This window comes from Archangium gephyra (assembly GCF_049060025.1).
GTDB lineage: Bacteria > Myxococcota > Myxococcia > Myxococcales > Myxococcaceae > Archangium > Archangium gephyra_A.
Genome location: NZ_JBMEQQ010000002.1, coordinates 7,413,923 through 7,437,402, shown reverse-complemented (window position 1 = coordinate 7,437,402; position 23,480 = coordinate 7,413,923). Strand labels below are relative to the sequence as shown.

Sequence of the window (23,480 nt, the reverse complement as noted above, 5' to 3'; positions counted from 1 at the left end):
CCCGTCCGAAACGTGCGCACGTCCGGGACGTCCGGCATGCTTGAGAGCCCGTGACGCCCCCGGCTGCTCCCATCCGCTTCCTGCTCTCCCCGTCCCTGGGGGAGGTGAAGGAGCACGTGCGCGCCGAGCTCTTCAGCCGGGCCCTCACCCAACGGCTGGGCCGCCCGGTGGTGGTGGAGCTCGCCCCCTCGTACGAAGCGCTGGAGCGGGAGCTGGCCGAGGGGCGGGTGGACCTGGCGTGGGCCACGTCCGAGCAGTGCACCGCCTTCGAGCCGCGGGCCCGCGCGGTGCTGCGCGCCGTGCGGGCGGGGCTCTGGTACTACCATGCGGCCCTGGTGTGCCGGGCGGACGCGCCGCTCACGTTGGAGACGTTGAAGGACACGCGCGCCGCGTGGGTGGCCCCGCGCTCCACCGGCGGGCACCTGATGGCGGTGCGCCACCTGACGGCGCGGGGGCTGTCCCCGGCGGACACCTTCTCCGAGCAGCGCTTCCACGGCACCTACCGCAAGGCCCTGCTGGCGGTGCTGGCGGGCGAGGCGGACGTGGCCGCCATCTACTCGAGCCACCCGGAAGAGAACACGGTGCGCGCCTACCTGGCCGAGCACGTGGGAGCCGACGAGCGCAAGCTCACCCCTTTCGACTTCACCGAGCCCACGCTCGCCGACGGGCTCATCTTCACCCACCGGATGGCGGAAGCGGACGTGGCCGCGCTGGTCTCCGTGCTCACCACGCTGGCGGGCGGCGGGGCGGGCCTGGAGCCGCTGCTGGGACTTTTCGACAGCGAGGGCTTCGTCCTCTCGTCCACGCCCCGGCCGGCGATCCCCCGGACGGCCCGGCGATCGGAATACCTGGCGGTGGACCTGGACGCGCAGGAGCGGTGCATGCGGCTGTGGACGCCCACGGGCACGGCCTTCGGGCGGGACGTGCGCCAGGCGGAGGGGCGGCCGCTGGAGGCGGTGTTGGGGCCGGAGGCGGGGGCGGCGCTGGTGGCGCTCGCGCGGGCGGCGCGGCACAGCGGCGTGGGGGGCCGGGTGGAGTACCGCATGGAGGTGGAGAACGAGACGCGCTGGTACGCGGCCGAGGCCACGGTGCGCGTGCCGGCCACGGAAGCGGGGAGCCCCACCACGGCGCTGCTGGTGCGGGACGTGACGGAGCTGCGCGCGCTGGAGGACGAGCTGTACCGGCTGGCGTCCTTTCCGCTGCTGCACCCGGAGCCGATGATGGAGCTGGGCCCGGGTGGCGAGCTGCACTACGCCAACCCGGCGGCGCACACGGCGTTTCCGGACCTGCTGGTGCGCGGGGCGAAACACCCGCTGGTGGAGGCGGCCCAGGCCTGGGCGCGGCGAGGCGCGGCGGTGGGCGAGTCCCCTCCCATCGTGCAACTGGGAAGCCGGCACTGGGAGCTGACGGTGTCGCCGCTGGTGGACCCGGAGGGCCTGCGCGTCTTCGCCAAGAACGTGACGGCGCGCAAGCAGATGGAGGCGCAGCTCTTCAAGGCGGACCGGATGGCGGCGCTGGGCTCTCTGGCGGCGGCGGTGGGCCACGAGATGAACAACCCGCTGGCGTACATGGTGGCCAACCTGGGCTTCGCGCGCGAGGAGCTGGCGCGGCTGAAGGCGGCGCTGAGCGCGGAGGGCCACGCGCTGTCCGGAGAGGTGGACGATCTGCTGGAGGCGCTGGCGGAGGCGACGGACGGCGCGGACCGGCTCAAGGACACCGTGCAGGACTTGAGGCTGCTGTCGCGCGCACCGCCGGAGCACCGGGAGCGGGTGGAGGTGGTGCCGGTGCTGGAGCACGCGCTGAGCCTGGTGCGGGGCGAGCTGCGCCACCGGGCGAAGTTGGAGAAGGACTTCCGGCCGGTGCCGCTGGTGGAGGGCGACGAGGCGCGGCTGGGGCAGGTGTTCGTGAAGCTGCTGCTCAACGCGGTGCAGGCGATGAGCGAGCTGGACGCGCCGCGCAACGTGCTGCGGGTGGCGACGTACACGGGGCCCGGGGGCGAGGTGGTGGTGGAGGTGCAGGACACGGGCATGGGCATGGCGCCGGAGGTGCTGGCGCGCCTCTTCGAGCCCTTCTTCACCACGCGGCCGGCGAGCCCCGGGCTGGGGCTGTCGGTGAGCCACGCCATCGTGACGAGCCTGGGGGGCACGCTGCGCGCGGAGAGCCGCGAGGGCGTGGGCACGACGCTCACCGTCGTCCTCCCGGCCGCCCTGCCCACTTCCCCCTCGCCCTCCGGGAGAGGGACGGGGTGAGGGTGCCGCAGGCCCCGGGTTGAACCCACGTCAATCGCGAGGAACTGATGGCTTGACGTGGAGGCGGCGGGAATCGAACCTGCCGCCTCCACTCCCAGAGCGGGCCTGGCGGAGTCTCGTGGGAGCCTGGCGGTAGCGTGTGCCCTGGCGAGGTGTGGCTGGGGCGCGGCCTGCCCCGGTACGTGGAGCGGGACTTCGCCCGGTACCTGGAGTGTGGAGTGTTGGCGCACGGCTTCGCGCGGGTGCGCTGTGAGAGTTGTAAGGACGAACTTCTCGTCGCCTTCTCGTGCAAGGGGCGAGGGGTGTGCCCGTCCTGCAATGCGAAGCGGGCGCATGTGACGGCGGCGCACCTGGTGGAGCGGGTGCTGCCGCACGTGCCTTATCGACATTGGACGCTGTCCTTTCCGCACCGGGTGCGGTGGGTACTACTCAAGGACGCGGGACTGCTCTCGGATGTCCTCACCCTCTTCCTGCGCGCGGTGTTCGCCCTGCTGCGCCGGAGGGCACGGCGGCAGGGCCCGCGGGGTGGGCAGCCAGGGGCCGTGTCTTTCATCCAGTTCTTCGGTTCGGCCTTGCAGGTGACTCCGCACTTCCACTCGCTGGTGCCGGATGGCGTCTTCGTGCCGAGGGAGGGCGGCGTGCACTTCGAGGGGTTGGCGCCACCCACACATGGCGAGGTGGAGCAGCTACTGAGGGTGGTGCGCCACCGGGTGCTGCGGTTGTTGGGAAGAAGAGGGACTCTGGCCCGAGGACGCGCTGCAGGCATATCAGGCGCACTCGCTGCAGCAGCGGCTGAGCTGGACGGAGGTGGACGTGCGGCCCCCTCCCCGAAAGCAACCCCGGTGCGCCGTCCTGGAGGGCTTCTCCCTGCATGCCAACACGCACCTTCACGCCAACGACAGGCAGGGGCTGGAGCGGCTGTGCCGCTACGGGCGCGCGGTGCGCTGGCGCTGGAGCGTTTGTCACGAGCGGAGGACGGCCGCATCGCCTACCGAATGAAGCGCCCGCTGCCGGACGGCACCACGCACCTGCTCTTCACCGGGCTGGAAGCGCGAGGGCCACCCCAGGCCGCATGGTGTTGAGGCTCGAGCAGCCACAGCCATCAGGCCCACACCCCCTGTCGCCCCCTCCAGGGAGGGCGGACCAGGCAGGCGTGTACCCCAAGGGGGCTCCACCCAGCACCGGCATGGCTCACAGCTCGTGGGCTCCCCTCAGCGGCCTTCCTCTGCCTCTCTGCTCCCCCCGCTGCCCTCGACATTGCCCCCATTCCTCTTATGCGCCTCGGAGGTGCAGCCGGGGGTGGTGGCTAAGGCGGACCGGGACTAGCTCACGCAGGTGTTGATGAACCTGGTGAAGAACGCCGAGGAGTCGATGGCCAAGGGAGGCGGGGCGCTGCACGTGCGCGTGCGAGGCAGCGAGCAGGAGGCGGTGGTGGAGGTGCAGGACAGCGGCCCGGGGATTCCGCCCGAGCACCGCGCGCGCATCTTCGAGCCCTACTTCACGACGAAGGACGGCGGCACGGGCCTGGGACTGGCGATTGCGGCGCGAATCCTCCAGGAGCACGGCGGCAAGCTGGACGTGGGTGGCGAGCCCGGCCAGGGCGCCTGCTTCACCCTGTCCCTGCCCCGCGAACAGAGCTAAAAGAGCCAGCCCAATCAGCCTCAAGTGTCCAAGACACCTCTCTCACATCAAAACACCTAGAACATCCGCCACAAGAAAAAGCGCCATGAAAATCACAACCCTAGACAAGACGGCCGCAGACCTGCTCAAACACTTCTATTTCATTCCACGCTTTCAGCGTCCTTATTCTTGGGAGCGCGAACCTGAGGCATCCCCTCATATAAGGCCGAAAGCTTCACGGAAAACGAGCTGTTCACAGACGAGTTGGGCGAAGCGATCAATGAGAGGCCGCAACTGGGCTTCGGGCATATTGGGCAGAGCCTGGTAGTACATGCAGCCCTGGCGGAAGAGGGAGTAGGTGCGCTTCTTGGAGGTGTTGGCTTTGAGGTGGCGCTCCATACCCAGGCTCTCGCCAGCAGCCCCCAGCAGCGTCAGCAGGGCACATGCGAAGGCACTCAGTAGCAGCAGCCTGTCACGCCTGTCCGTCTCCGCGATTCGGAAGGAGGACAGGCCCATGCCAAAGCGCAAATCCTTCACGTCCCTGAAACTCTCCTCGATGGTGAATCTCCCGCTGTAGAGAGTCACCACCTGGGCTCCGGAGCTCTCCCCCAGGCTGGTTGCCAGACACCAGGGCTCCTTCATGCCCTTCTTCTTCACGCATACCACCGCGGCGACTTCCACCTCATCGGCCGTGACGCGTGCGCCCTTGAGCTTGCGCAGGTGGCCTGAGGTGGGCACCCACTCCGCTGCCGTCCGGCGCTCTCCCTGCGCGCTGGTGACGATGATTCGCTGGCGGAAGCGCACCACGTACTCGAAGCGCAACTGCTCGAGCAGGGCATAGAGTTTCTGGTCCGCGAAGCCCCGGTCGGCCAGAATCGTCACCTTCACCTCGGGCGCAATCAACTCCCGCAGCCGCAGCAGGACGCTGTCTTCGGCGTCATTGCGCATTCCCTTGAGCGCGGACTTGTGGACCGTCAGCCACACCAGGGGCGTGGAGCGCCCGTGTCCTGTGCGCAGCGAGGCCACCAGCGTGGTGTGGTCGTCATCGTCGAAGTCCGTCCAGTCCAAGGCCACCACAGCCTCAGTTCGCTGTCCCATGACGTAGGGCACCCAGAGAGAAAGCAGGTGCCACACGTCCACTCCCGTGTTGGACAGCAACCTGTCCACCTGCTTCACCCCGTGCTTGCCCTTCTTCCCCCTCGCCACTGCCAGCGCCTGCCCTATGGCGTACACCGAGAGGCTCGCGGCGTGGATGACGCCCAGCGTCGCCAGGGAGAGCGACAGGACCCTCTTGGCGTGGAGGTCTTCTCCGAAGAGTCCGGCGAGGAATTCATGCACCTGCTGTTCGTTGATGGCTTGAGTACCCACTTCTCCGGTAACATCCATGACCCTACTGCTCAAACCATATGGCCAGATACACGCTTCCTCGCCTGCTTGCTAGATGAGGGGATGCCTCAGAGCGCGAACAGGTCGAGCAATTCTGGAATGACACCATTCTGGAAAACACGTCCGACTATTTCATCGGCTCGCTCGTACTATACAAGCAGGGAAACGCCTTTGGCCTCGTCGACGGGCAGCAACGGGTCACGACAATCATTCTCATGCTTTGTGCGCTAAGGAACGCCTTCGAACGAGAAAAACTGGACTCACAAGCCCAAGGCATCCAGGCGATCATCGAAAAGACCGACATCGATAACAAGAAGCAATTCGCGCTCCAGACAGAAACATCCTATCCCTACCTTCAAGACAAAATCCTTAAGCACGGGAAGGCTGAACTCAACGACGAACTCTCACCAGAAGAACAACTCATTCAAGAGACCTTCAAGTACATCGAACTTCTACATCGAACTTCGCATAAAGGATGCAGTTGAAAACTGGCCAACCAAAAAATCAGACAAGACTCCGAAGACCGCCTCAGTACTCAAAGGCATTCGCGACAAAATTCTCGGCCTCAAGCTAATCACAATCGACTTGGACAACGAAGATGACGCATACATTATCTTCGAAACATTGAACACCCGAGGCAAGGACCTTCAGGTATCCCACCTCGTCAAAAACCACTTCTCAAGACTGCTCAAGGCGAACAACAAGAGCATTGATATTGTTAAGCACTCTTGGGAGCAACTACACGAAACCTTCGAAACCTCACAAGTCGATCTCGATGTCGACTCATTTCTGCATCACTTCTGGTTATCCCGGGAGGACTATGTCACAGAGAAAAGACTCTTCACCCTGATGAAGAAGTCCATCACCAAAGACAACGCCAAGAGCAATCTGGACGACATGCTCTCCGACGCAAAACTGTATCGAACAATCGGTGAGCCAGGATACAGAAAATGGAGGAACGATGAAACCCATCTAAAATCGACACTTGAGGCACTATCGATTTTCCGAGTCAGGCAGCCATTCCCCCTCGTGCTGTCAATCCTGCGCGCCTATCAGAAAAGGCAAATCAGCAAAAAAAACGCTGAGGCGGTACTCTGGGCCATCGAGTGCTTCCACTTCACGTTTACTGCCATCGCATCCAAATCATCCTCGGGCGGACTCTCGATGATGTACGCATCGTTGGCCCAGAAAATATTCAAAGCATCAACAGAAAGCGAGTGGCAAAAGGTACTCAGAGAAGCCAGGGACAAACTAAAATCCCGGCTCCCGAAAAGAGACGACTTCATTGTCGAATTCAAAAAGCTGCGGTACTCAGACGAATTCACAAAGCAAAAGCGGCTAGTGAAATATGTATTGGCCAGAATCGACAGGCATCTATCAAAATCAGGCGTTGCAGTTGATTATGACAAAATGACCATCGAACATGTGGCTCCGCAGAATCCATCTTCACCAGGCGCCATACCCGAAGATCATGTCGGCATGCTGGGAAATCTCTTACTCTGCGATGAAAAGCTTCAGGACAAACTGAAAAACAAGCCCTTCCCCGACAAGAAGGCCGTGCTAACTGCCTCAGGTGTTGCAGCAAAGGAAATCATTGTATCAAAGAGCGTATGGGACGCCGCTGCGGTCGAGGAACGTACTCAGAAGCTAGCTGAGCTAGCATACGACCAGATTTGGAAGATTTGATCTTTCAAGCATCGCTTCAAAGGTCATCCATCCTCTTCTCCTGGCAAGGTGGAGGTACACCGTCAGGAGAAGGGCTGTGCGCGCCCAGCCATCTTTCACAGCCCATGCCTACTCGCCAACCGCCGGTCAGATTGAATTAACGAGGGCACAATCCCTCTTTTCGACAGAGAACACCAGACATCAACAGAAAATTACCGGCATGCCTGAAGAACCTGAGCTATTCGCCGCACAATTACTTTCACATCCCCCTAACATCAGTCTCTCAAAATCTCATAACCTCCCATCCAGCCAACTCCAAAGCCCGAGTGTTTATTTGATCGCGCTCGACGTTGGTCTTTATTTTTGCCACCCAATACGGGGAATTGTGGCCCTCACCCAGCTTGGCGATACGTTGGTCAAGGTTCCGCCCATGCCAGAAATCCCCGTCGACAAAGATTGCGACCCTCAATCGAGGGACCATTATGCGTATTCCGGCGAAGTGGAACACTCGTTCCGGGCGAAGTGGAACACCCGTTCCGGCCATGTGGAACAGTCGGAGCGTCAGCGACGCTGGCCGGGGTTCACTTCGCCCCCTTCTTGGACCGGGTCAAATTCCTTTCCGGGTCGCGCACCGAGTCGCCCGTGAGCTTGAGCCGATGGGCGTTGTGCACCAGCCGGTCGAGGATGGCGTCGGCGAGGGTGGCCTCGCCAATCACCGCGTGCCAGTCCTTGGGGTCGAGTTGAGACGTCACCACGGTGGCGCCGGAGCCATACCTGTCCTCCAACACCTCGAGCAGTTCCTTGCGCTCGCTGGTGCCCAGGGGCTCCAGGCCGAAGTCGTCCAGAATCAGCACCTGGGCCTTGGCGAGCCTGCGCAGCAGGTGCGGGTAGGTGCCGTCGGCGCGAGCCTGCGCCAGCTCGTCGAAGAGACGCGAGGCACGGCGGTACACCACGCCGTAGCCGTCGCGGCACGCCTTCTGTCCGAGCGCGCACGCCAGGAAGCTCTTGCCCACGCCGGTGGGGCCCGTCACCAGCACGTTCTGCGCCTGCGCCACCCAGCGCGAGGTGGACAGCTCCAGCACCTGGGCCTTCGTCAGCCCGCGCGCCAGGCTGTAGTCGATGTCCTCCAAACACGCCGTCTGGCGCAGCCGCGCGTTGCGCAGGCGCGAGGTGAGCTTCTTGTTCTCCCGGTGCACCCACTCGGCGTCCGCCAGCAGGCCCACCAGCTCCGTCGGGCCCAGCTGCGTGTCCGCTGGCCGCTCCATCCAGGTGCGCAGATAGTTGGCCATGCCGTACAGCTTCATCGCGTTGAGCTTCTCCAGCGTCTGCTCCGTCAGCATTCTCTCGTCTCTTCGTTGGGGGTTGTTGGGTGTTGCGCCGCCTGCGCGCGCCCGAAGGGCGCGCGCAGGCGTCCTGCGTGGTAGCGGGCCGCGAGGGCCAGCACCGCGGAGAGTTGTCCGCGCACCGTGGCCGGGCGCGGGAGGCTTCAGTGGTAGTAGCTGGCGCCGCGTACATTCTCGTGCTGTGGCAGCGGGCCCTTGTCCTCGTGCGCCGCCTGCGCGTCCTCGAGGTGGTGCTGGAGGATGGCGGCCACGGACTTGTAGCTGTAGGCGCGGTGGCGCACTGCCCGCGCGCACGCCTTCTCCACGCGCTGCTGCCCGTGGCGCTGCGCCAGGCGGATGACGCCCAGGGCCGAGCGGAAGCCCTGCTCGGGGTGGGGGCGGCGCTTCATCAGCTCCTCCACCAGCGTCGCCGTGCTGGGGCCCACCGTGGCGGCCCAGGAGAGAATCCGGCTCGGCGTCCACTCCGCATGCGCGCGGTGGCTCTTGGGCATGTGCTCGGCCTGGGTGGTGAAGCGTCCGCGCTCCTCACTGCGCACGTGGCTGGCCACGCGCCGGCCCGCCTGCAACACCTCCACGCACGAGGCCGTGTAACGCACCTCCACCTGCTGCCCCACCAGCCCGTAGGGCACGCTGTAACAGTGCCCCTCCACCTCCACGTGGTAATCCACGTTGACGCGCGCCTTCTTCCATTGCGCCAGCTCGTAGGGCTTGTCCGGCAGCGGCTTGAGGGCCGCCTTCTCCACCTCCTCGAAGAGTTGCCGGCGGCTCTTGCCCAGCTTGCGCATGGGCCGCGTGTTCAACTTCTCCAGCAGCACCGCCACCGCCTCGCGCACCTCGCAGAGCGACGTGAAGCGCCGGTTGCGCAGCGCCGCCAGAATCCACCTCTCGGCCAGCAGCACCCCGTTCTCCGCCTTCGCCTTGTCCCGCGGCTTGCGCGGCCGCGCAGGCACCACCGCGAAGCCGTAGTGCCTCGCCATGTCCGCGTAGCTGGGATTGATGTCCGGCTCGTACCGGTTGGTGCGCGTCACCGCTGCCTTCAGGTTGTCGGGCACCGCCATCTCCGACACGCCTCCGAAGTACGCGAACGCCCTCTGGTTGCACCCCACCCACGTGGCCACGTCCTCGCTGAAGACGGGCTCCACGTACGTGTAGTTGCTGGCCCCCAGTACCGCCACGTACAGCTTCGCCACACGCACCTCGCCGCTCACCGCGTCGTGGACTTGCAGCCCATCGCCGCTGAAGTCCATGAAGCACTTCTCCCCGGCACGGTGCTCCTGGCGCATGGTGACGCTCACGCTCTTGGCCCACCGCGCGTAGCGCTCGCAGAACTGGCTGTACTGGTAGCCCTCCGGGTGCGTCTCCCGGTACTCCTGCCACAGCAGCGACTTGGTGACGCCCTTCTTCCTGAGCTTCCGCGTGCACGTGCGCCCAGTCCGGCTCGGGCCGGCTCGCTACCACCTTCCCCTCGTCCGCGAACAGCAGCGCCGTGAGCGCCGCGTCGTCGTCCAGCTCCGGCGCCAGCGGCCAACTCGTCAGCTTCGCCGCCTGCGCCCGGTACAGGTAGCGGTTGACCGTGCCCACGCCGATTCCCAGGCTCCGGGCTATCTCCCGCACCGACAGCTTCAGCTCCAACCTCTGCCTCAACAACTCTCTCAGCTTGCGCATGGACAGCCTCTCTGCCGCCATCAAGACCTCCTTCTTCGGGGAGATCAGAGGCGGCGGCTCGTCCAGCACCGTCAACGCTCCACTGTGTCGCCCATCCCTCGGCCTACCTGCCGGGTGCGTTCCACTTGCCCGGAATCGGTGTTCCACATGGTCGGAATGGGCGTTCCACTTGCTCCGGAATCAGTGTTCCACTTGCCCCGGAATCGGTGTTCCACATGGTCCGGTGCACGCAACCATTATGTCCGGGCGGCCAGGAAGATTCCGATCATCGACGCGGTAGCGCAAACCCCGTCGCCACAGTGCTTTCCTCAACAGCAGCTCGCAGCACGTACCAGACTTTCTGCTCGCCCACGTGCTGCCGCACTCGCCCGTTCGGATGCCGGGCGTAATCCTTCATACCGCGGCGTCTTGGGCTTTCTTTTACAGTCACAGCTACGCAATGGACTGGAGGCGAGCCTTGGCTCCATACCCCTTACCGGTACCAGGATGAGCCTCATGCGACCCCTCCAGCGCGCGGAACACAGGAGGAACCGGCAGTACCGGTTCAGGTGCTGGAACGGGAGTACGCGCTGGGGGCAATAGCTTCAGCGGCACCTTCAGGGGTTTGAGCCCCAGAAGCTGAGTGCGGATCGCGCGGCCCAGCACCTCGGCGAGGAGCGACGGCACGGCATTTCCAAGCTGACGCTGGGCCGACGTGCGGCCACCTTGCACCAGCACGTCATCAGGGAAGGTCTGCAGGCGGGCAAGCTCCCGAATGCTGAGCCGACGACTTTCCCAATGGAACGGCCCCACCGCCGGGCCCGGCTGCGCTTGAAGGGTCCAGGATGGCCGGTTCTTGGCCAGCTTGAGGAGGAACGTCCAGTACCGGCGTCGCCATCCAAAAAGAGGCAGGCCCTCGCCCCGCTCGGTGTGAAACAAGTAGTTCTGCCCTTCAGGGATGGATGGCAGGAGCGCGCCCCACTTCCCCCGGACAGACAGGTCCTCATCAGAGCTGGGCCGCAGGTCACCAATGGCGTCCCAAGCTGTTCTGTACTGCGGCAGGCCAACATCCAACAGGTCCGGCTTCTCGGACGGATCGGTATGTGTGGGAGCTGGAAACGAGAAGGGCTGCCCATCGCGCGAGGCCACGAGCACGAAGCGCTCGCGAAGTTGCGGCACGCCGTACGCGGCCGCATTGAGCACCTGGAAATACGGTTTGTAGTTGCTCTTCGTCGCCCGGTTGATGCGCTTGATGCGCTCCAACAGCAGGAGCAGGCCCTCGTCCTTCCCCGAAAAGGCAAGGCCCGCCACGTTCTCCAGGAGGAACACCCTGGGCAGGGCCTCTTGGACCACATGCATGTACGCCGCGAGCGTATCTGCTCGTGGATCATCCAGGCGCAGCGAATCCCCACGGGCCCAATATCCGGACTTGGAGAATGGCTGGCAGGGAGGTCCGCCAATGAGCAGGTCGGGCTCACCACTCTTGAGCCTTGCTACCTCGAGCAGTTCCTCAGCAGGAACATCGTAGATGCTTCTCTCGATGACCGGCCACGACCTGCTCTTGCGCAGGGTCTCGCAGCAGTCGTGGTCGAACTCCAGAGCGACTGCTGTATCGAAGCCAGCCGCCTCGAACCCGTAGTCCATCCCGCCCGCGCCCGTGTAGAGGCTGATGACCTTCGCCTTGCCCATGATCCGATTCAGTAACACGCCGGGGTGACAGCGCCAGTATGACACGGCGATCAGACCCGGGACTGGCAGTCCAGCCCGCTGGCCCGAGCCCTGCATCCTCAAGCTCAACGCTTCTTTCTCTGGCCTGTAGCACCCTGTGGCACCTCCCCTGGTGGGCGGAGCACCAAGCACCCCAGCCTATGCAACCTCCCGGAGAACGGTCCGGATGTCCTCCTTCCAACCGTCTCCCACCCGGACGTTGTTGGCCAGCTTGCCCGGGCACCTAGCGTGCGGCGCCAACTGCCCCGGCAGCACGTACCGGAACTCCCACTTTTCGGTGACAGCGTGCAGACACGCCGCCACGACATCGAAATCATCGGGGCTGTAATAGCGCGAGCAGGGGTCTCCCTTGGAAGCACGCGTGCGTTGGAAGTCCAGGCGAGGCACGTTCCCGGCAGCGGTCTGGCGCAGCACGTTCTTGCACTCGACGTGAATCAAGCGGCTACCCTCGAAGCGCAGGCGCACATCAGGGCTTCCCTCTTCGTCAACACGCTCGCAGTCGGTAATACCCGGCACTTGTCGCAACTTGCCCACCAGGTGCTCCTCCGCGACCCAGCCACGCACTGCCATTTTGAGGCGACGAGCGCTGGCAATGAGGTCAAGCACCTGCGACTCGCCCAACTCGAACTCTCGAGCCAGGGCGTGCAGGCGTTGTGGCGATGGAGACAGGTCCGCAGTGCCAGTCACCGTCTGAATCAGGCGCGGAGAAGTGCGTTCAGCGAGTTTCTCGGCCAGGAGCTGTCGGTGCCCCTGCTCCTCTCCCATCGCCTCACGCTCGAAGCGGATGTACCGCAGAAAGTTTTTCGCCGTCCCACCCACGAGAACTTCCACGGGTTTGTCGTCATCAGCCCGGTGCTCGCGCTCCCATGAATGCCAGCCGGTTTCTTGGATGGCCTCAACGTGGTGACGCTTGAATTCGATGCTGATGAAGAACCGGGTCGGGCTGTGAAGCACCGGGTCGGCACCGACGAAGATGCCACGCTCGGGGTCGATGCCGCAGAACAGCGTGGTGTACAACAAATACGGGTCCTGCCAGAGATGGTGCAGCTTCTTTTCGTCGGGACCGTACTTCACCTGAAAGCGGTGCTCGTCCTCAGGGCGGTTCTTGGTCAGCTTCGAATTAGCGAGAAAGGCGTAGACGACAACACCCAGGCGTTCACCCGCCGAGGTTTCAAAGGTGATGCGAAAAGGAGCTTTATTTGAGGGCGACGCATGCAGAATGCGACAGCCCTCACCCTCCAGAGCATCGACAATGAATTTTAGCAGCGGCTCTTTGCCACGCTGACTGACTGAATAGGTGCGAAATTCCATCGCGCGGCAGTGTACGGCCTTTCAGGACGTATTGGGTCCATAGTTCTTCGAACGACGTGCCACACCGTCCATGCCGTATCCCGCACTCTCGTTCCCCCAAGCAGCAGGAGTGGGGGAGGCGAGCGTGGCGCTCGAGGCAGCGGCCAGGAAGGAGCCGCAGAAGGAGAGGACGCCGCGAGTGTACTGGGCGGAACTCCTGAGGAAGACGTTCGACTTCGACGTGTTCGCCCTGCGTGAGATGTGGAGGCAGGCGGCGAGTCTTGGCGTACCTGAAGGAAGGGGGCGGGGTAGGAGCGCTTTTGGAGCACCTGGGATTGCCCATGGCAGGTGCGCGCCTGGCCCCAGCGCGAGGGCCACCCCAGGCCGCATGATGTTGAGGCTCGAGCAGCCACAGCCATCAGGCCCACACCCCCTGTCGCCCCCTCCAGGGAGGGCAGACCAGGCAGGCGTGTACCCCAAGGGGGCTCCACCCAGCGTGCACCGGCCTGGCTCACGGCTCGTGGGCTCCCCTCAGCGGCCTTCCTCTGCCCTCGACAGTGCCCCCATTCCTCTTATGCGCCACCTGATGAACCTGGAGGCCGATCCCTCCGGCCGCATCTACGTGGTTCGCGAGGCCGCGCCGGGCGAGCCGCCGCTCGACGAGGGCGTGCAGGTGCTCTGCCTGTCACCCGAAGGTGAGGTGCGGGGCAGCGTGTGATGCTGCCGCCCAACCGGCTGGCCGACGAGACCTTCCGGGAGCTCTCGGTGATGGCGGACGGGACGATTCTCTACCAGGTGCGCACCGGGACAGGGGCCGAGCTGCGGCGCTATCGCTGCTCGTGAAGTGGGTCCAGCTTTCTGGGGTTCGATACGCCCTGATATCGGCAACTATCGCGCACTGGAGGTCTGAGCGTGGACGCCCTGGATGTCACCCGGGACGCATCAAGGTGAAGCGCTCGAGGTCCTCGGCCTGTCCCAGATGCTGGAGCGCTTTCTCTTCATGCCCGATGTGACGGAAACCCGCCTTCTCCAGCACGCGCCGGGAACCGGGGTTGCGTGAGAAGCAGTTGGCGTGAATGGACTCCAGGCCAAGCGTCTCGAAGCCGTAACGGACCAGCGCCTGGGCCGCCTCCGTGCCGAAACCCCGCCCCCAGTACGGACGACCCATCCAATAGGAGAGTTCGGCCGTACGGGAGTGCTCCTTCGCGGCCTCCACCAACCCGGCCGCGCCAATCATCTCGCCGGACCCGGTCAGGCAGATCGCGAAGACATGCGAGCGCTCATCCAGCGAGGAGATCCATGCCTCCGCCATGCCATCTTCGAAAGGGTATGGGATTCCCGCCGCGTTCGCCGCTACTTCGCGATCGCCAGCCAGTCGCTGGACGGACCGGGCATCTTCCAGGCGGATGGGGCGGAGAATCAAGCGGGCACTCTTCATTCAGGGTTGACCGGTCCAGCGGCGGAGTGTGCTGGCCTCCGCGACGAAGTCCGCGAGGCCAGCCTGCAACAGCTCGCTGATCTCCGGACGCGCCGTTTCAAGCGTGCCGCCGTTCAGAGGCGGCTCGGGCGCGTACTCGGCCATCAGCACCCCCGCCTCGGCCATCATCTGCCCCCGGAGCTCCATCACCAGCGAGATGCCGAAATCGATGCCGGCCGAGACACCTGCTCCCGTGATCACATTGCCGTCCCGGACGATCCGGCTCCTTTCCGGCGTCGCCCCGAACTGCGACAGGAGCGGAACGACGGACCAATGCGACGTGGCACGCCTGCCGCGCAAGGCGCCCGCCACCCCGAGGATCAGCGAGCCGGTGCACACGCTGGTCACATAGGTGGCCCGGGACGCGCGGTGGCGCATGAAGTCGATTGTCGCTCCGTCACGCGCCGCCGCCAGCGTTCCGCTCGTGCCGCCGGGGGTGAAGAGAACGGTCAGGTCCGCCGGGCAGTCGGCCATCGTGACGGTCGGCTGTACCGCCATGCCGAGATCGCTCGGAACCGGCCGAAGGTCGGGCTGGTTGGTGACCAGGTGCACCGTCGCGCCCCACATGCCCGCCAGGAAGTGATACGGGCCGACGAAGTCCAGGGCCGTGAAGCCGGGATAGAGCAACATGGCGATCTGCTCCTGGCCCTCCTGCTGCTTCTGGCCAGGGCCTCGCGAGGTCAGCTCGCGCGCGGCCGCCGGCGGAGCCCGGAACAGGGCCGGGGGCAGCGCGGCGGCGGCGGCGAGATGGGTCAACAGCGTTCGTCGATTGAGCATGGGGACAGCTCCTGGTTCAGCGCGACACCCGACGTCGCGGCATTGCCCTTGACTAATCCTTCCCCGCCGTGGCCTGAAGGACGTACTTCCGTCATTTTGGGACATGCTCGATGTCGCGCGTTACCATCCTCGTGTACGACGGGTTCCAGATCCTCGATGCCACCGGACCGGCTGCTGCGTTCGAGATCGCCGGTCACTTCGGTGCCCCGTATTCCGTCAGGCTTGCTGCCCTCCAGGGGGGGCGGGTCACCAGTTCGGGCGGGATTGTCGTGGAGACAGTGCCGCTCGCCGAGGCGCTGCAGTGCGAGCTCCTGCTCATCCCCGGGGCGGACAAGCCGCTGAAAGCGGCCCGGCAACCTGAGTTGCTCGCGGCGATCGTGGACGCGGCGCGGTCCGGCCGCCGCGTGGCCAGCGTGTGCTCGGGGGCGTTCATCCTGGGCGCCGCGGGCCTGCTGGAGGGGCGGCGCGCCGCGACCCACTGGGCGGCCGTCGCGGAGCTCAAGCGGCGTCACCCGGGGACGGCCGTCGATGCCGAAAGCATCTTCGTCGAGGATCGGGGGGTGTGGACCTCGGCGGGAGTGGCGGCTGGGATTGATCTCGCGCTGGCCCTCATCGGGCGGGATCATGGCGATGAGATCGCGCGCAAGGTGGCCCAGAAGATGGTTGTCTACCATCGGCGGCCAGGCACTCAATCCCAGCACTCCGCCCTGCTGGACATGGTGACGCCGGACAACAGGTTCGCGCCACTGTTGGCCTGGGCGCGCGGACGGCTGTCAGAACCCCTCTCCGTCGAAAGGCTGGCGGAGAAGGCGGCGCTCAGCGTGCGGCAATTCACGCGCGCGTTCACGGAGGCGACGGGCGTTTCTCCCGCCAAGGCCATCGAGCGCCTGCGTGTCGAGGCCGCGCGCGCGTCAATCGAGGCGGGCGCCGACTCGCTGGAGGAGGTGGCGAGGCGCACCGGGTTTGGAAACGGCGATCGGATGAGACGCGCGTTCGTCAGGATCACCGGGCAGCCGCCGATGGTTGCGCGGACCAGGAGGGCAGGGGGGTGACGTGCCGGAAGCGTCCGGCGGCGGGTTCGAGTCCCGCCGCCGCCGCGTGGAGGCGGCGGGAATCGAAGCCGCCACCTCCACGCCTCAATCCTTGTTGTCCGTGGGGGCCTTCACCGCGACCGGCCGGATGCTGAACGGCACGTCGACATAGGAATCGAGGGTGTTCAGTACGCAGGCCATGACCGTCGGCCGCTCTCCTCGAGCCAGGGCCAGCCGCATCTGCGCATGATGCCAGGCCCACTCCTACCGTGAGGGCGGCGCGTACTTCGCGAAGGGCGCCATGTGATCGGCCAGGGCCTTGCGGAACGCCGGCCGCGCTTCACAGCGCAGGCGGTAGGCCTCGAGCACCGGTACCTCCGCGACCAGCTCCGTGTGACGCAGGATGCGCAGCACCGTCGTCATGAGCAGGTCCCCCGCGGTGAAGCGCTCCTCGAGGTACTCCCGGCCTTCCAGCCAGCCCGCCAGGTCCGCGAGCCGGGCCTTCACCGCCTCGACCGCTCCGGGCCGGCGCAGCTTCGCCCACTCCTCCTGGGCGTTGAACAGGTCGATCTCGGCGAGATTCTGGATCGCCGGCTCCACCGAATTCAGCGCCGCGAACATCCACGTCTTCGTGCGCGCCCGGCCCGCGGGCTCCGCCGGCATCAGCGCCTCGGACCGCTCGGCGATGTGCAGCACGATGGCTCCGGACTCGAACAGCACCAGCCCATCTTCCTCATAGACGGGCACCTGCCCGAAAGGCTGAAGGCGGCGGCTGCGCTCGGACAGCTGCTCCTCGGGCCCGATCAGCCGCGCCTCATAGGCAAGGCCCGCCTCTTCGAGCGCCCAGCGCACGCGCAACTCGCGCACCAGCCCCTGGGCAAGTGGCGGTACCCAGCGGAATGCGCTCACCCGGATATTTCTCATCGTGCCGTCCTCTCGCATGAGCCTCCGCGGACAGGAGGCCCCGGGTGGATATCATGCTGGAAAGCGGAGGTGACCGATGACGGACCTGGCGGCCCTGGCCCGCCTCGATGGCATGGCGCTGGCGGAACTGTGTGCACGGGGAGAGGTCTCTCCGGAGGAGCTGTTCGACGCGTGCATGGCACGCATCGACGCGTTGAATCCGCTGTTGCGCGCGGTCGTCACGGTGGCTCGCGAGCCCTCCGGTCCGGCGAAGTCCGGGCCGTTCTCCGGCGTGCCCTTCCTGGTGAAGGACTCCACGCCGTGGCCCGGTCTGCGTTGGTCCATGGGCTCGCGGCTGTTCGCGGCCAACCTCGCCCAGCGGCAGACGCCGTACGGCAGGCGGCTCGAGGAGTCGGGCCTCGTGTGCGCCGGAAAGAGCGCGATGGCGGAGCTCGGTCTGCTCTTCAGCACCGAGACGTTGCTCGAGGGCGTGACGCACAACCCGTGGAACCTCGCCTGCTCGGCCACGGGTTCATCCGGCGGCAGCGCGGTGGCCGTGGCCGCGGGGCTCGTCCCGCTCGCGCACGCCAATGACGGCGGCGGCTCGCTCCGCGTCCCCGCGTCCGCGTGCGGTCTCTTCGGCTTCAAGCCGAGCCGGGGCCGCACCGTGCCCGCGAGCTTCGGCAGCTCGGACTTCGGCGACATGACGAGCGACCACTGCATCAGCCGCTCGGTGCGGGACAGCGCGCTGTTCCTCTCCATCACCGAGGATCGCTCGGGTGGTGCACCCGTCGGCTTCGTGCGCGAGCCGTTCACGCGCAAGCTGCGCATCGCGGCGTGGACGCGCACTTCCATGGGGATGGAGCCGGAGCCCGCTGTGCGCCGCGCCTACGATGAGGCCCTGGCACTGCTCACCGGGCTCGGCCACATCGTGGAGCCCATCGCGTCCCCCAGCTTCGACAGTCCCGCGCTCGGTGACGCGTTCTTGCTCGTCGCGGGAGCGGCCGTCGCGGGCATCGTCGATACGGTGGATCAAACGCGTGACCTGCCCGTGCAACGCGATGAGCTCGAGCCATACACCTGGGCCCTGGCGGATGCCTTCCTCGCACGCGGTGCCGACGCGCTGCCTCGCGCACGCGCCACCTTCGCGCAAGCCGTGCACGCCTACCAGGAGGCGACCCGAGGGTACGACGTGGTGCTCACGCCGGTGCTCGCCACCGAGCCGTGGCGCCTCGGGCACCTCTCACCGGTTCTCGGGCGCGAGGAGCTGGCCCGCCGCACGGCGCGGGCCATCGGTTACACGCCCCTCCACAACATCGCGGGGTGCCCGGCCATGTCCGTCCCCCTCCACTTCCCGGAGGACGGTCCACCCATCGGCACCCACTTCGCCGCGGCTCCCGGCGCGGACGCGCTGCTGCTCGGCCTCGCCTACCAGCTCGAAGAGGCGCGCCCGTGGAAGGACCGCTGGGCGCCCTACTCGATTCCCGCGCTCTTCTGAGGGCTACCAGCGGCCCTGGAGGCGCCTCATCTCCCGTCGAGGACGATCGTCCCCACGTCCGAGTCCACTTCTTCCCGGACGGTCACGGAGTGCCGCACGCTGCGCGGGCCGGACCCCGGGCCGTCGTCCGCGGCGGTCAACTCCAACTGGAGCGGGCCCGTACACCGGATGGGCACGGAGAAGTGGCCCTGTGGGTCATGCCACGGCTCGTCATTCACGACGAAGGCCGTGACGGGGGTGCCATCCTTCTCGACGAAACGCCCGTGGGCCGAGGCCGTGCGCACGAGGACGACCCGCAGCTCCCGATCCTCCGGCTTCACCGTGAGCGAGATGCGTCCGTCCTCCCGCTGCGCACAGGGGAGCACGTAATCCATCTTCCACACGAACAGCTCCAACTGCTCCCCCGCGACACTCTGGAAGGAGAAGCGGCCGTCGGGCCCCGTCTGCAGGCCAGGGCCCACCGACACGATGCGCCGCCCATGGTGGTAGCGCTCCCTGCGCAAGGCGGTCCGGAGCGCGACCATGGCCCCCTCGAGGGGCTGGCCCCGTGAATCCACCACCACGCCCGAGAGCACGTGCCCCGGCTCGAAGCGCAGTCGCACGTGCACAGCCTCCTTGCCCAGCGCCACCATCCGCGAGGCGGTATGCACCACATCCTCCTGCGCGAATTCAGCGACCACCCGGTAGCGCCTCCCGGGGGTGGTCTCGAACGAGAAGTGCCCCTTCGCGTCCGTCGTCGCGGATTGGAACGCAGACCACTTGCCCTTGGCGTCTTCGGACCAGAGGTTCACCTCGGCGTGCGGCACGGGCGCGCCCAGCTCATCCACCACCTCGCCCAACACGGAGGACAGGGGGCGGTGGGGCGGAAGCTCGGCCTCGGCCTCGGCCTCGGCGTCCTCCTCCTCTCCCTCCAGGGGCTCGAGGACGAAGTCCACGGTGTGCGTCCCCGCTTCGAAGGACGCCTCGTGGCTCGCGTCCGCGAAGTCACCCTGGTCGGCCGAGACCTCGACCCGCAGCGGTCCAGGCCTCGCGGGCCCCACGCGATACCGCCCCTCCTCGTCCGTCCACCCCGACGACACGCCGTTGAGCTCTTCCCCGTCCCGCTCCGACAACTCGACCATCGCCCCCTCGACGGGCCGCCCCGCCTCGTCCCGGATGACGCCCGTCACCTCGACGATGGGTTCCAGCTCCAGGGTGAGGTCCGTGCGTTCCGCCAGGAGCCGGGACGGCTCATCCCCCCCCTTGTCGAAGCCGACGCGGGTGGAGGCCCACAGCGTGCCATGCGTGGCGATGAGCTCGTAGTTCCGAAACGGGTCCAGCTCCCCCAGGGAGAACCGCCCCGCCGCATCCGAGAGGACCTCGAGCTCGCCGCCGTGCGCGGCTGACACGGCGCTCACGCGAGCCCCCGCCACCGGCGCCCCCGCGGCCAGCACCAACCCCGAGGCCCGGCGCGGGCGGAACAGGAGGAACTTCCGCTCCACCTCCCGGGCATAGCCCGTGAACTCCGCCTTCCGGGGCAACAGGCCCTGCTTGGAGACGAGCAGCACGTACTCGCCCCGGGGCAGCGGTCCCAGGCGGAAGTGGCCCGTGGCGTCGGTGACCGTCTCGAAGAAGCGGCTGTGGGCCGTGAAGATGGCGGTGACGAGCGCCCCCGCCACCGGGGCCTTGTCCTCATCACCGACGTGTCCCGACACCCGCACGCCCGCTCCGAGCAACAGCTCCACGCCCTCGTCTCCGGCCGCCACGTCCTGCCGCACCGCCGCGCCCTCGGGGCTCTCCACCCAGAGCCAGTAGCGGCCCGCTTTCAGTCCCTCCAGCGAGAAGGAGCCATCCTCCCCGGAGAGGGCCCGGGCCACCACGGGCACCTCGCCCGAGCGCTGCGTCACGAGCCCGGCCAGCTTGCCCACCCCGTCACAGGCGAGCGCGGACACCGCGGAGTCTTTCTCCTCACAGGGCAGCGCCGAGAGCGACTCCCCCGCCACCACCGCCGAGGCGAGCACCCGCGCGCCCGCCACCGGTCCGTCCGCGTCTCGCACGTGGCCGCGGATGCGCGAGGCCGGGTCCCCGGCGTCGGGCGCCGCGGACTGGAAGAAGGCCCGGAGCATCGTGCCCGCGCTCGCGCTGGACTCACGGGAGGCCCCCTGGCCACCAGCGGAAGACGCCTCCGGTGCACCCCGCGAGGCGAACCACAGCACCAGGGCCAACACCCCCAGTACGACGCCCCACTTCCACCCGTGTCGCTTCATGACGGTCCTCTCACGCGCCTCCCGGGGAGCGGTGCACCCGTGGGGGAAGCATAGCCCGCCGCCCGCCGAGGCCCGAGAGGGTTGCGGTAGACTCCCGCCCGCCTCATGTCCTCGCCCGCCGCTCCCCGCCCCGCTCCCCCTCCCTCGCCGGAGGACCTGCGAGTCCAGCTCGAGGGCTCGTGGGAGGTGCTCGAACAGGCCCATGCCCACAAGGCGGCCCTGCTGAAGGGGCTCGACTCCGTCCGGTGGAGACACCACCTCCAGCGAGACCCCGAGCTGCCGCGGCGGGTGCGGGAGCTGGAGACGCCGCTCGCACGGGCCCTCGAGCGTGTCGAGCACCGGCTGCGCCAGGAGTCCTGGCCCGAGAGTCATCCCCTGCACCGCCTCACCCGCCAGCTCCGCGCCCTGGACACCCGGCTGGAGAAGCGCGTGCGCCAGCGGCTGGCCTTCTGGGAGCCGGCCGGGGAGTGGAGCTTCGCGGAGGGCCTCACGCGCATGGAGGCCCGGGCGCGCGATTCGCACCTCCAGGTTCCCGGTGAGGCCGAGCCCGTGCTCATGACGGGGGGAGCCGACTACAGATCGGGCAGCCTGATCACGTTCCTCACGATCATGTGCTGGGGCAATCCCGCGGCCAAGATGGGCCTGGACCGCACCGGGATCTTCGTCTCGGGCGCCGTCATCCTCGTGGGCATCCCCCTGCTCGTGGGCGTCCTGCGGCGGCGAGCACGGTTCTGGCTCACGCCTCGGAGGCTGGTGTGGCGCACGAGCCGTGGCCGAGTGAATGAGCTGGCCCTGGACTCGCTCCGCTACGCCTCCACCTTCCCCCTCGTCGCCAAGAATGGCCTGGTCGTGCGTCAGGGGGACGACGGGCCGAGAGCGCTCCTGGTGGGGCTGGAGAACCTTCAGAACCTGAGGGTGGTGCTCGCGCTGCGCGAGCTGCCCCTGTTGCGCGAACGGGCCCTGAGCGCTCCCACGTATGCCCTGGCCATGTTCCCCGCGCTGCGCAGGGAGAAGGGCAGCCGGTTCAAGACAGCCTCCTCCGGAGTGCTCGTGATGCGCCCCGGCCAGCTCGTCTTCCTCGAGGACCAGCACCTCTGGAACATCGTGCGGGTGCTGTTCGGCCGGGTGCCCGACGACCTCTACGGGTTGACCCTGAACATGATGATGCAGCAGCTCCGGCTGCTCCCCCAAGCGGAGTTCGATCGGTGCCTGGAGCAGCTCACCCCCGCCACCGATTCGGGCTATCGCTGGTCCTCCTCCGAGGTGACCCACGGCCTCACCGCCGACGACAAATACCAGGTCGTCCTGCCGGATGGCGCGGTGCTCACCGGGACTCCCGATGCCACGCAGCAAGCGGCCATCAGCCGCGTCCTTCAACTGGGCAGGGCGCGGACTTGACCCTCACGTGACGCTCGCCACCGTGAACGAAGAGTACCGCTGAGCCGGGCTTCACGGGCCCCAGCGCAGCGCCTCCGCCGTGGCGGGGCCGACGCGGACCTCCTCCAGCGACGCGGGAAGACGTCCCCGGTCCTCACCCAGCGGCACCTCGCCCACCATGACCTCGGCGGCGGGCTGGGGGTAGAGGGGTTGGCGCCCGGGCTCCACCAGCCCCTCCGGCACGCGCGCATGGCCCCGCTCGTCATAGGCATCCACGGCGCCCAGACAGTGGAAGAGCTCGTGCGCCACCGCCGTCAGCTCCAGGGTGAGCGCGGTCTCCTCCAGCAACCCGCGCACCAGGCCCACCGAGCCGCCCGCCTCGGCCATGCCCTCCACGAAGCGCGCACCGTCCTCGGCCGGCGGCTCCAGCATCACGTAGATGCGGGCATCCAACGGTTGGGCGGACAACCCGGCCGCCTCATCCACGGCGGACAGGGCACGGGACAGCGTCCACGCATGGCGGGCCCGCGCCACCAGCGAGTCCTCGGGCGGCGACAAATCCAACCCGGCCGCGCGCTGGGGGCCGGCCAGGACGAAACGCACCGGGCGCCCCAGGTCCGAGCGGTAGCGGCCCGCCTCGCGCTCGAGCCAGTCCTCCAACCGCCCCACGCCCTCGCGCCAGGCCTCGCGCACCTCGGGCTTCACCTCACCGCGGGCGAGCAGCACCACCGCCACGTTCAACGGCCGCGCCCACGTCAGACGCCGCTCCCGGGTGCGCTGGCGCGAGGTGCCCCAGTGCACGATGAGCACCAGGACGGCGAGCAGCACGGAGACGCGCATCCACTTCGCACGGGTGCGGCGGGCCCGTTGGGCGCGGCACCGGGCACAGAGCGGCTGGCCCTCCGGCCCCCTGCACAGCACGCACACCAGCGCGCGGCAGTCCTCGCAGGGCACATCCGCGGCCAGGGAGGGATGGGTGCCGCACAAGGCACTGCCGAGCCCCACCACCGGCACCGGCTCGCTGGCCACGCCGTGCTGCTGGAGGGACGCCACCAGCCGCCGCACTTCGGACTCCTCCAGGTCCCTGGGCAGGACGCGAGACTCGGCGAGGAGCTGGCGAGCCGCCTCCAGGGGAAGCTGGAGCGCCCGCGCCAACACCAGCGCGGCCCCTCGGGAGCTGGAGGCCTCCACCCGGACTCGAAAGACATTCGCCACGAGCACCACTCTACCCCGCGCACCAGCCGGT

19 protein-coding genes and 2 pseudogenes are annotated in these 23,480 nt (G+C 67.1%); 10 read left to right on the top strand and 11 right to left on the bottom strand.

Annotated features, from left to right (window positions below; translation table 11 throughout):
• Positions 1-50: 50 nt before the first annotated feature.
• The 3 genes from ACN28I_RS32495 to ACN28I_RS32485 all read left to right on the top strand — a co-directional run bounded on the left by ACN28I_RS32495 (position 51) and on the right by ACN28I_RS32485 (position 3,890).
• A complete protein-coding gene (locus ACN28I_RS32495) occupies positions 51-2,249 on the top strand; it encodes a sensor histidine kinase (protein WP_420945784.1) in 2,199 nt (732 codons plus the stop codon).
• A 137-nt stretch (positions 2,250-2,386) separates the two neighbouring features.
• Positions 2,387-3,331, top strand: coding sequence for a transposase zinc-binding domain-containing protein (locus tag ACN28I_RS32490; protein WP_420945783.1), 945 nt, complete (start codon positions 2,387-2,389; stop codon positions 3,329-3,331).
• Positions 3,332-3,584: 253 nt separating this feature from the next.
• Entirely contained in the window at positions 3,585-3,890 is a 306-nt protein-coding gene (locus ACN28I_RS32485; RefSeq protein WP_420945782.1) for a sensor histidine kinase, read from the top strand.
• A gap of 195 nt (positions 3,891-4,085) precedes the next feature.
• On the opposite strand, the gene ACN28I_RS32480 is transcribed toward ACN28I_RS32485, so the two are convergent.
• Positions 4,086-5,237: an IS4 family transposase gene (locus ACN28I_RS32480; RefSeq protein ID WP_420948760.1), complete on the bottom strand. Its 1,152-nt coding sequence runs from the start codon at positions 5,235-5,237 to the stop codon at positions 4,086-4,088.
• A 104-nt stretch (positions 5,238-5,341) separates the two neighbouring features.
• On the opposite strand from ACN28I_RS32480, the pseudogene ACN28I_RS32475 reads away from it, so the two are divergent.
• Both ACN28I_RS32475 and ACN28I_RS32470 read left to right on the top strand, forming a co-directional pair.
• A pseudogene (locus ACN28I_RS32475) lies at positions 5,342-5,740 on the top strand (GmrSD restriction endonuclease domain-containing protein); the annotation flags it as partial.
• Positions 5,640-6,941 carry a DUF262 domain-containing protein gene (locus ACN28I_RS32470; protein WP_420948759.1) on the top strand — a complete coding sequence of 434 codons (1,302 nt, stop codon included), beginning with the start codon at positions 5,640-5,642 and terminating at the stop codon, positions 6,939-6,941. The pseudogene ACN28I_RS32475 and the gene ACN28I_RS32470, both read left to right, overlap by 101 nt.
• A 560-nt stretch (positions 6,942-7,501) precedes the next feature.
• Here ACN28I_RS32470 and istB read toward each other — a convergent pair.
• The 5 genes and pseudogenes from istB to ACN28I_RS32445 all read right to left on the bottom strand — a co-directional run bounded on the left by istB (position 7,502) and on the right by ACN28I_RS32445 (position 12,946).
• Entirely contained in the window at positions 7,502-8,260 is a 759-nt protein-coding gene (gene istB / locus ACN28I_RS32465) for an IS21-like element helper ATPase IstB (RefSeq protein ID WP_420943654.1), read from the bottom strand.
• Positions 8,261-8,406: 146 nt separating this feature from the next.
• A pseudogene (gene istA, locus ACN28I_RS32460) lies at positions 8,407-9,928 on the bottom strand (IS21 family transposase).
• 180 nt (positions 9,929-10,108) lie between these two features.
• On the bottom strand, positions 10,109-10,306 hold the full coding sequence (locus tag ACN28I_RS32455) for a hypothetical protein (protein WP_420948758.1): 198 nt from the start codon (positions 10,304-10,306) through the stop codon (positions 10,109-10,111).
• A 54-nt stretch (positions 10,307-10,360) separates the two neighbouring features.
• Positions 10,361-11,596 (bottom strand): DNA cytosine methyltransferase, encoded by a 1,236-nt coding sequence (locus ACN28I_RS32450; RefSeq protein WP_420945781.1) that lies wholly within the window; start codon positions 11,594-11,596, stop codon positions 10,361-10,363.
• A 177-nt stretch (positions 11,597-11,773) separates the two neighbouring features.
• Positions 11,774-12,946 carry a hypothetical protein gene (locus tag ACN28I_RS32445; protein ID WP_420945780.1) on the bottom strand — a complete coding sequence of 391 codons (1,173 nt, stop codon included), beginning with the start codon at positions 12,944-12,946 and terminating at the stop codon, positions 11,774-11,776.
• Between the two features lie 565 nt (positions 12,947-13,511).
• On the opposite strand from ACN28I_RS32445, the gene ACN28I_RS32440 reads away from it, so the two are divergent.
• The gene (locus tag ACN28I_RS32440) at positions 13,512-13,643 is read left to right on the top strand and encodes a hypothetical protein (RefSeq protein WP_420945779.1); all 132 of its coding nucleotides are present in this window, start codon (positions 13,512-13,514) and stop codon (positions 13,641-13,643) included.
• A complete protein-coding gene (locus ACN28I_RS32435) occupies positions 13,643-13,768 on the top strand; it encodes a hypothetical protein (protein ID WP_420945778.1) in 126 nt (41 codons plus the stop codon). The genes ACN28I_RS32440 and ACN28I_RS32435 overlap by 1 nt, the downstream gene beginning before the upstream one ends.
• 85 nt (positions 13,769-13,853) lie before the next feature.
• On the opposite strand, the gene ACN28I_RS32430 is transcribed toward ACN28I_RS32435, so the two are convergent.
• Both ACN28I_RS32430 and ACN28I_RS32425 read right to left on the bottom strand, forming a co-directional pair.
• Positions 13,854-14,363: a GNAT family N-acetyltransferase gene (locus ACN28I_RS32430; protein WP_420945777.1), complete on the bottom strand. Its 510-nt coding sequence runs from the start codon at positions 14,361-14,363 to the stop codon at positions 13,854-13,856.
• Positions 14,364-15,179, bottom strand: a complete 816-nt coding sequence (locus ACN28I_RS32425) for a DJ-1/PfpI family protein (protein ID WP_420945776.1) — start codon at positions 15,177-15,179, stop codon at positions 14,364-14,366.
• Positions 15,180-15,289: 110 nt separating this feature from the next.
• Between ACN28I_RS32425 and ACN28I_RS32420 the strand changes: the two genes are divergently transcribed.
• Positions 15,290-16,231 carry a GlxA family transcriptional regulator gene (locus ACN28I_RS32420; RefSeq protein ID WP_420945775.1) on the top strand — a complete coding sequence of 314 codons (942 nt, stop codon included), beginning with the start codon at positions 15,290-15,292 and terminating at the stop codon, positions 16,229-16,231.
• A gap of 243 nt (positions 16,232-16,474) precedes the next feature.
• On the opposite strand, the gene ACN28I_RS32415 is transcribed toward ACN28I_RS32420, so the two are convergent.
• Positions 16,475-17,134, bottom strand: coding sequence for a glutathione S-transferase family protein (locus ACN28I_RS32415; RefSeq protein WP_420945774.1), 660 nt, complete (start codon positions 17,132-17,134; stop codon positions 16,475-16,477).
• Between the two features lie 76 nt (positions 17,135-17,210).
• Here ACN28I_RS32415 and ACN28I_RS32410 point away from each other — a divergent pair, with 76 nt between their 5' ends.
• Entirely contained in the window at positions 17,211-18,611 is a 1,401-nt protein-coding gene (locus ACN28I_RS32410; RefSeq protein ID WP_420945773.1) for an amidase, read from the top strand.
• A 26-nt stretch (positions 18,612-18,637) separates the two neighbouring features.
• On the opposite strand, the gene ACN28I_RS32405 is transcribed toward ACN28I_RS32410, so the two are convergent.
• Complete coding sequence (locus ACN28I_RS32405) at positions 18,638-20,857, bottom strand: MSCRAMM family protein (RefSeq protein WP_420945772.1); 2,220 nt, start codon at positions 20,855-20,857, stop codon at positions 18,638-18,640.
• Positions 20,858-20,962: 105 nt separating this feature from the next.
• Here ACN28I_RS32405 and ACN28I_RS32400 point away from each other — a divergent pair, with 105 nt between their 5' ends.
• A complete protein-coding gene (locus ACN28I_RS32400) occupies positions 20,963-22,255 on the top strand; it encodes a hypothetical protein (RefSeq protein ID WP_420945771.1) in 1,293 nt (430 codons plus the stop codon).
• A gap of 51 nt (positions 22,256-22,306) precedes the next feature.
• Here the strand turns inward: ACN28I_RS32400 and ACN28I_RS32395 are convergent, their stop codons facing one another.
• Complete coding sequence (locus ACN28I_RS32395; RefSeq protein ID WP_420945770.1) at positions 22,307-23,449, bottom strand: B-box zinc finger protein; 1,143 nt, start codon at positions 23,447-23,449, stop codon at positions 22,307-22,309.
• Positions 23,450-23,480 lie beyond the last annotated feature (31 nt).

Coding starts and splice junctions, on each gene's coding strand:
- ACN28I_RS32410 (WP_420945773.1), top strand. CDS start 17,211: ATGACGGACCTGGCGGCCCTGGCCCGCCTCGATGGCATGGCGCTGGCG.
- ACN28I_RS32415 (WP_420945774.1), bottom strand. CDS start 17,134: ATGAGAAATATCCGGGTGAGCGCATTCCGCTGGGTACCGCCACTTGCC.
- ACN28I_RS32420 (WP_420945775.1), top strand. CDS start 15,290: ATGTCGCGCGTTACCATCCTCGTGTACGACGGGTTCCAGATCCTCGAT.
- ACN28I_RS32440 (WP_420945779.1), top strand. CDS start 13,512: ATGAACCTGGAGGCCGATCCCTCCGGCCGCATCTACGTGGTTCGCGAG.
- ACN28I_RS32430 (WP_420945777.1), bottom strand. CDS start 14,363: ATGAAGAGTGCCCGCTTGATTCTCCGCCCCATCCGCCTGGAAGATGCC.
- ACN28I_RS32450 (WP_420945781.1), bottom strand. CDS start 11,596: ATGGGCAAGGCGAAGGTCATCAGCCTCTACACGGGCGCGGGCGGGATG.
- ACN28I_RS32425 (WP_420945776.1), bottom strand. CDS start 15,179: ATGCTCAATCGACGAACGCTGTTGACCCATCTCGCCGCCGCCGCCGCG.
- ACN28I_RS32405 (WP_420945772.1), bottom strand. CDS start 20,857: ATGAAGCGACACGGGTGGAAGTGGGGCGTCGTACTGGGGGTGTTGGCC.
- ACN28I_RS32435 (WP_420945778.1), top strand. CDS start 13,643: ATGCTGCCGCCCAACCGGCTGGCCGACGAGACCTTCCGGGAGCTCTCG.
- ACN28I_RS32400 (WP_420945771.1), top strand. CDS start 20,963: ATGTCCTCGCCCGCCGCTCCCCGCCCCGCTCCCCCTCCCTCGCCGGAG.
- istB (WP_420943654.1), bottom strand. CDS start 8,260: ATGCTGACGGAGCAGACGCTGGAGAAGCTCAACGCGATGAAGCTGTAC.
- ACN28I_RS32445 (WP_420945780.1), bottom strand. CDS start 12,946: ATGGAATTTCGCACCTATTCAGTCAGTCAGCGTGGCAAAGAGCCGCTG.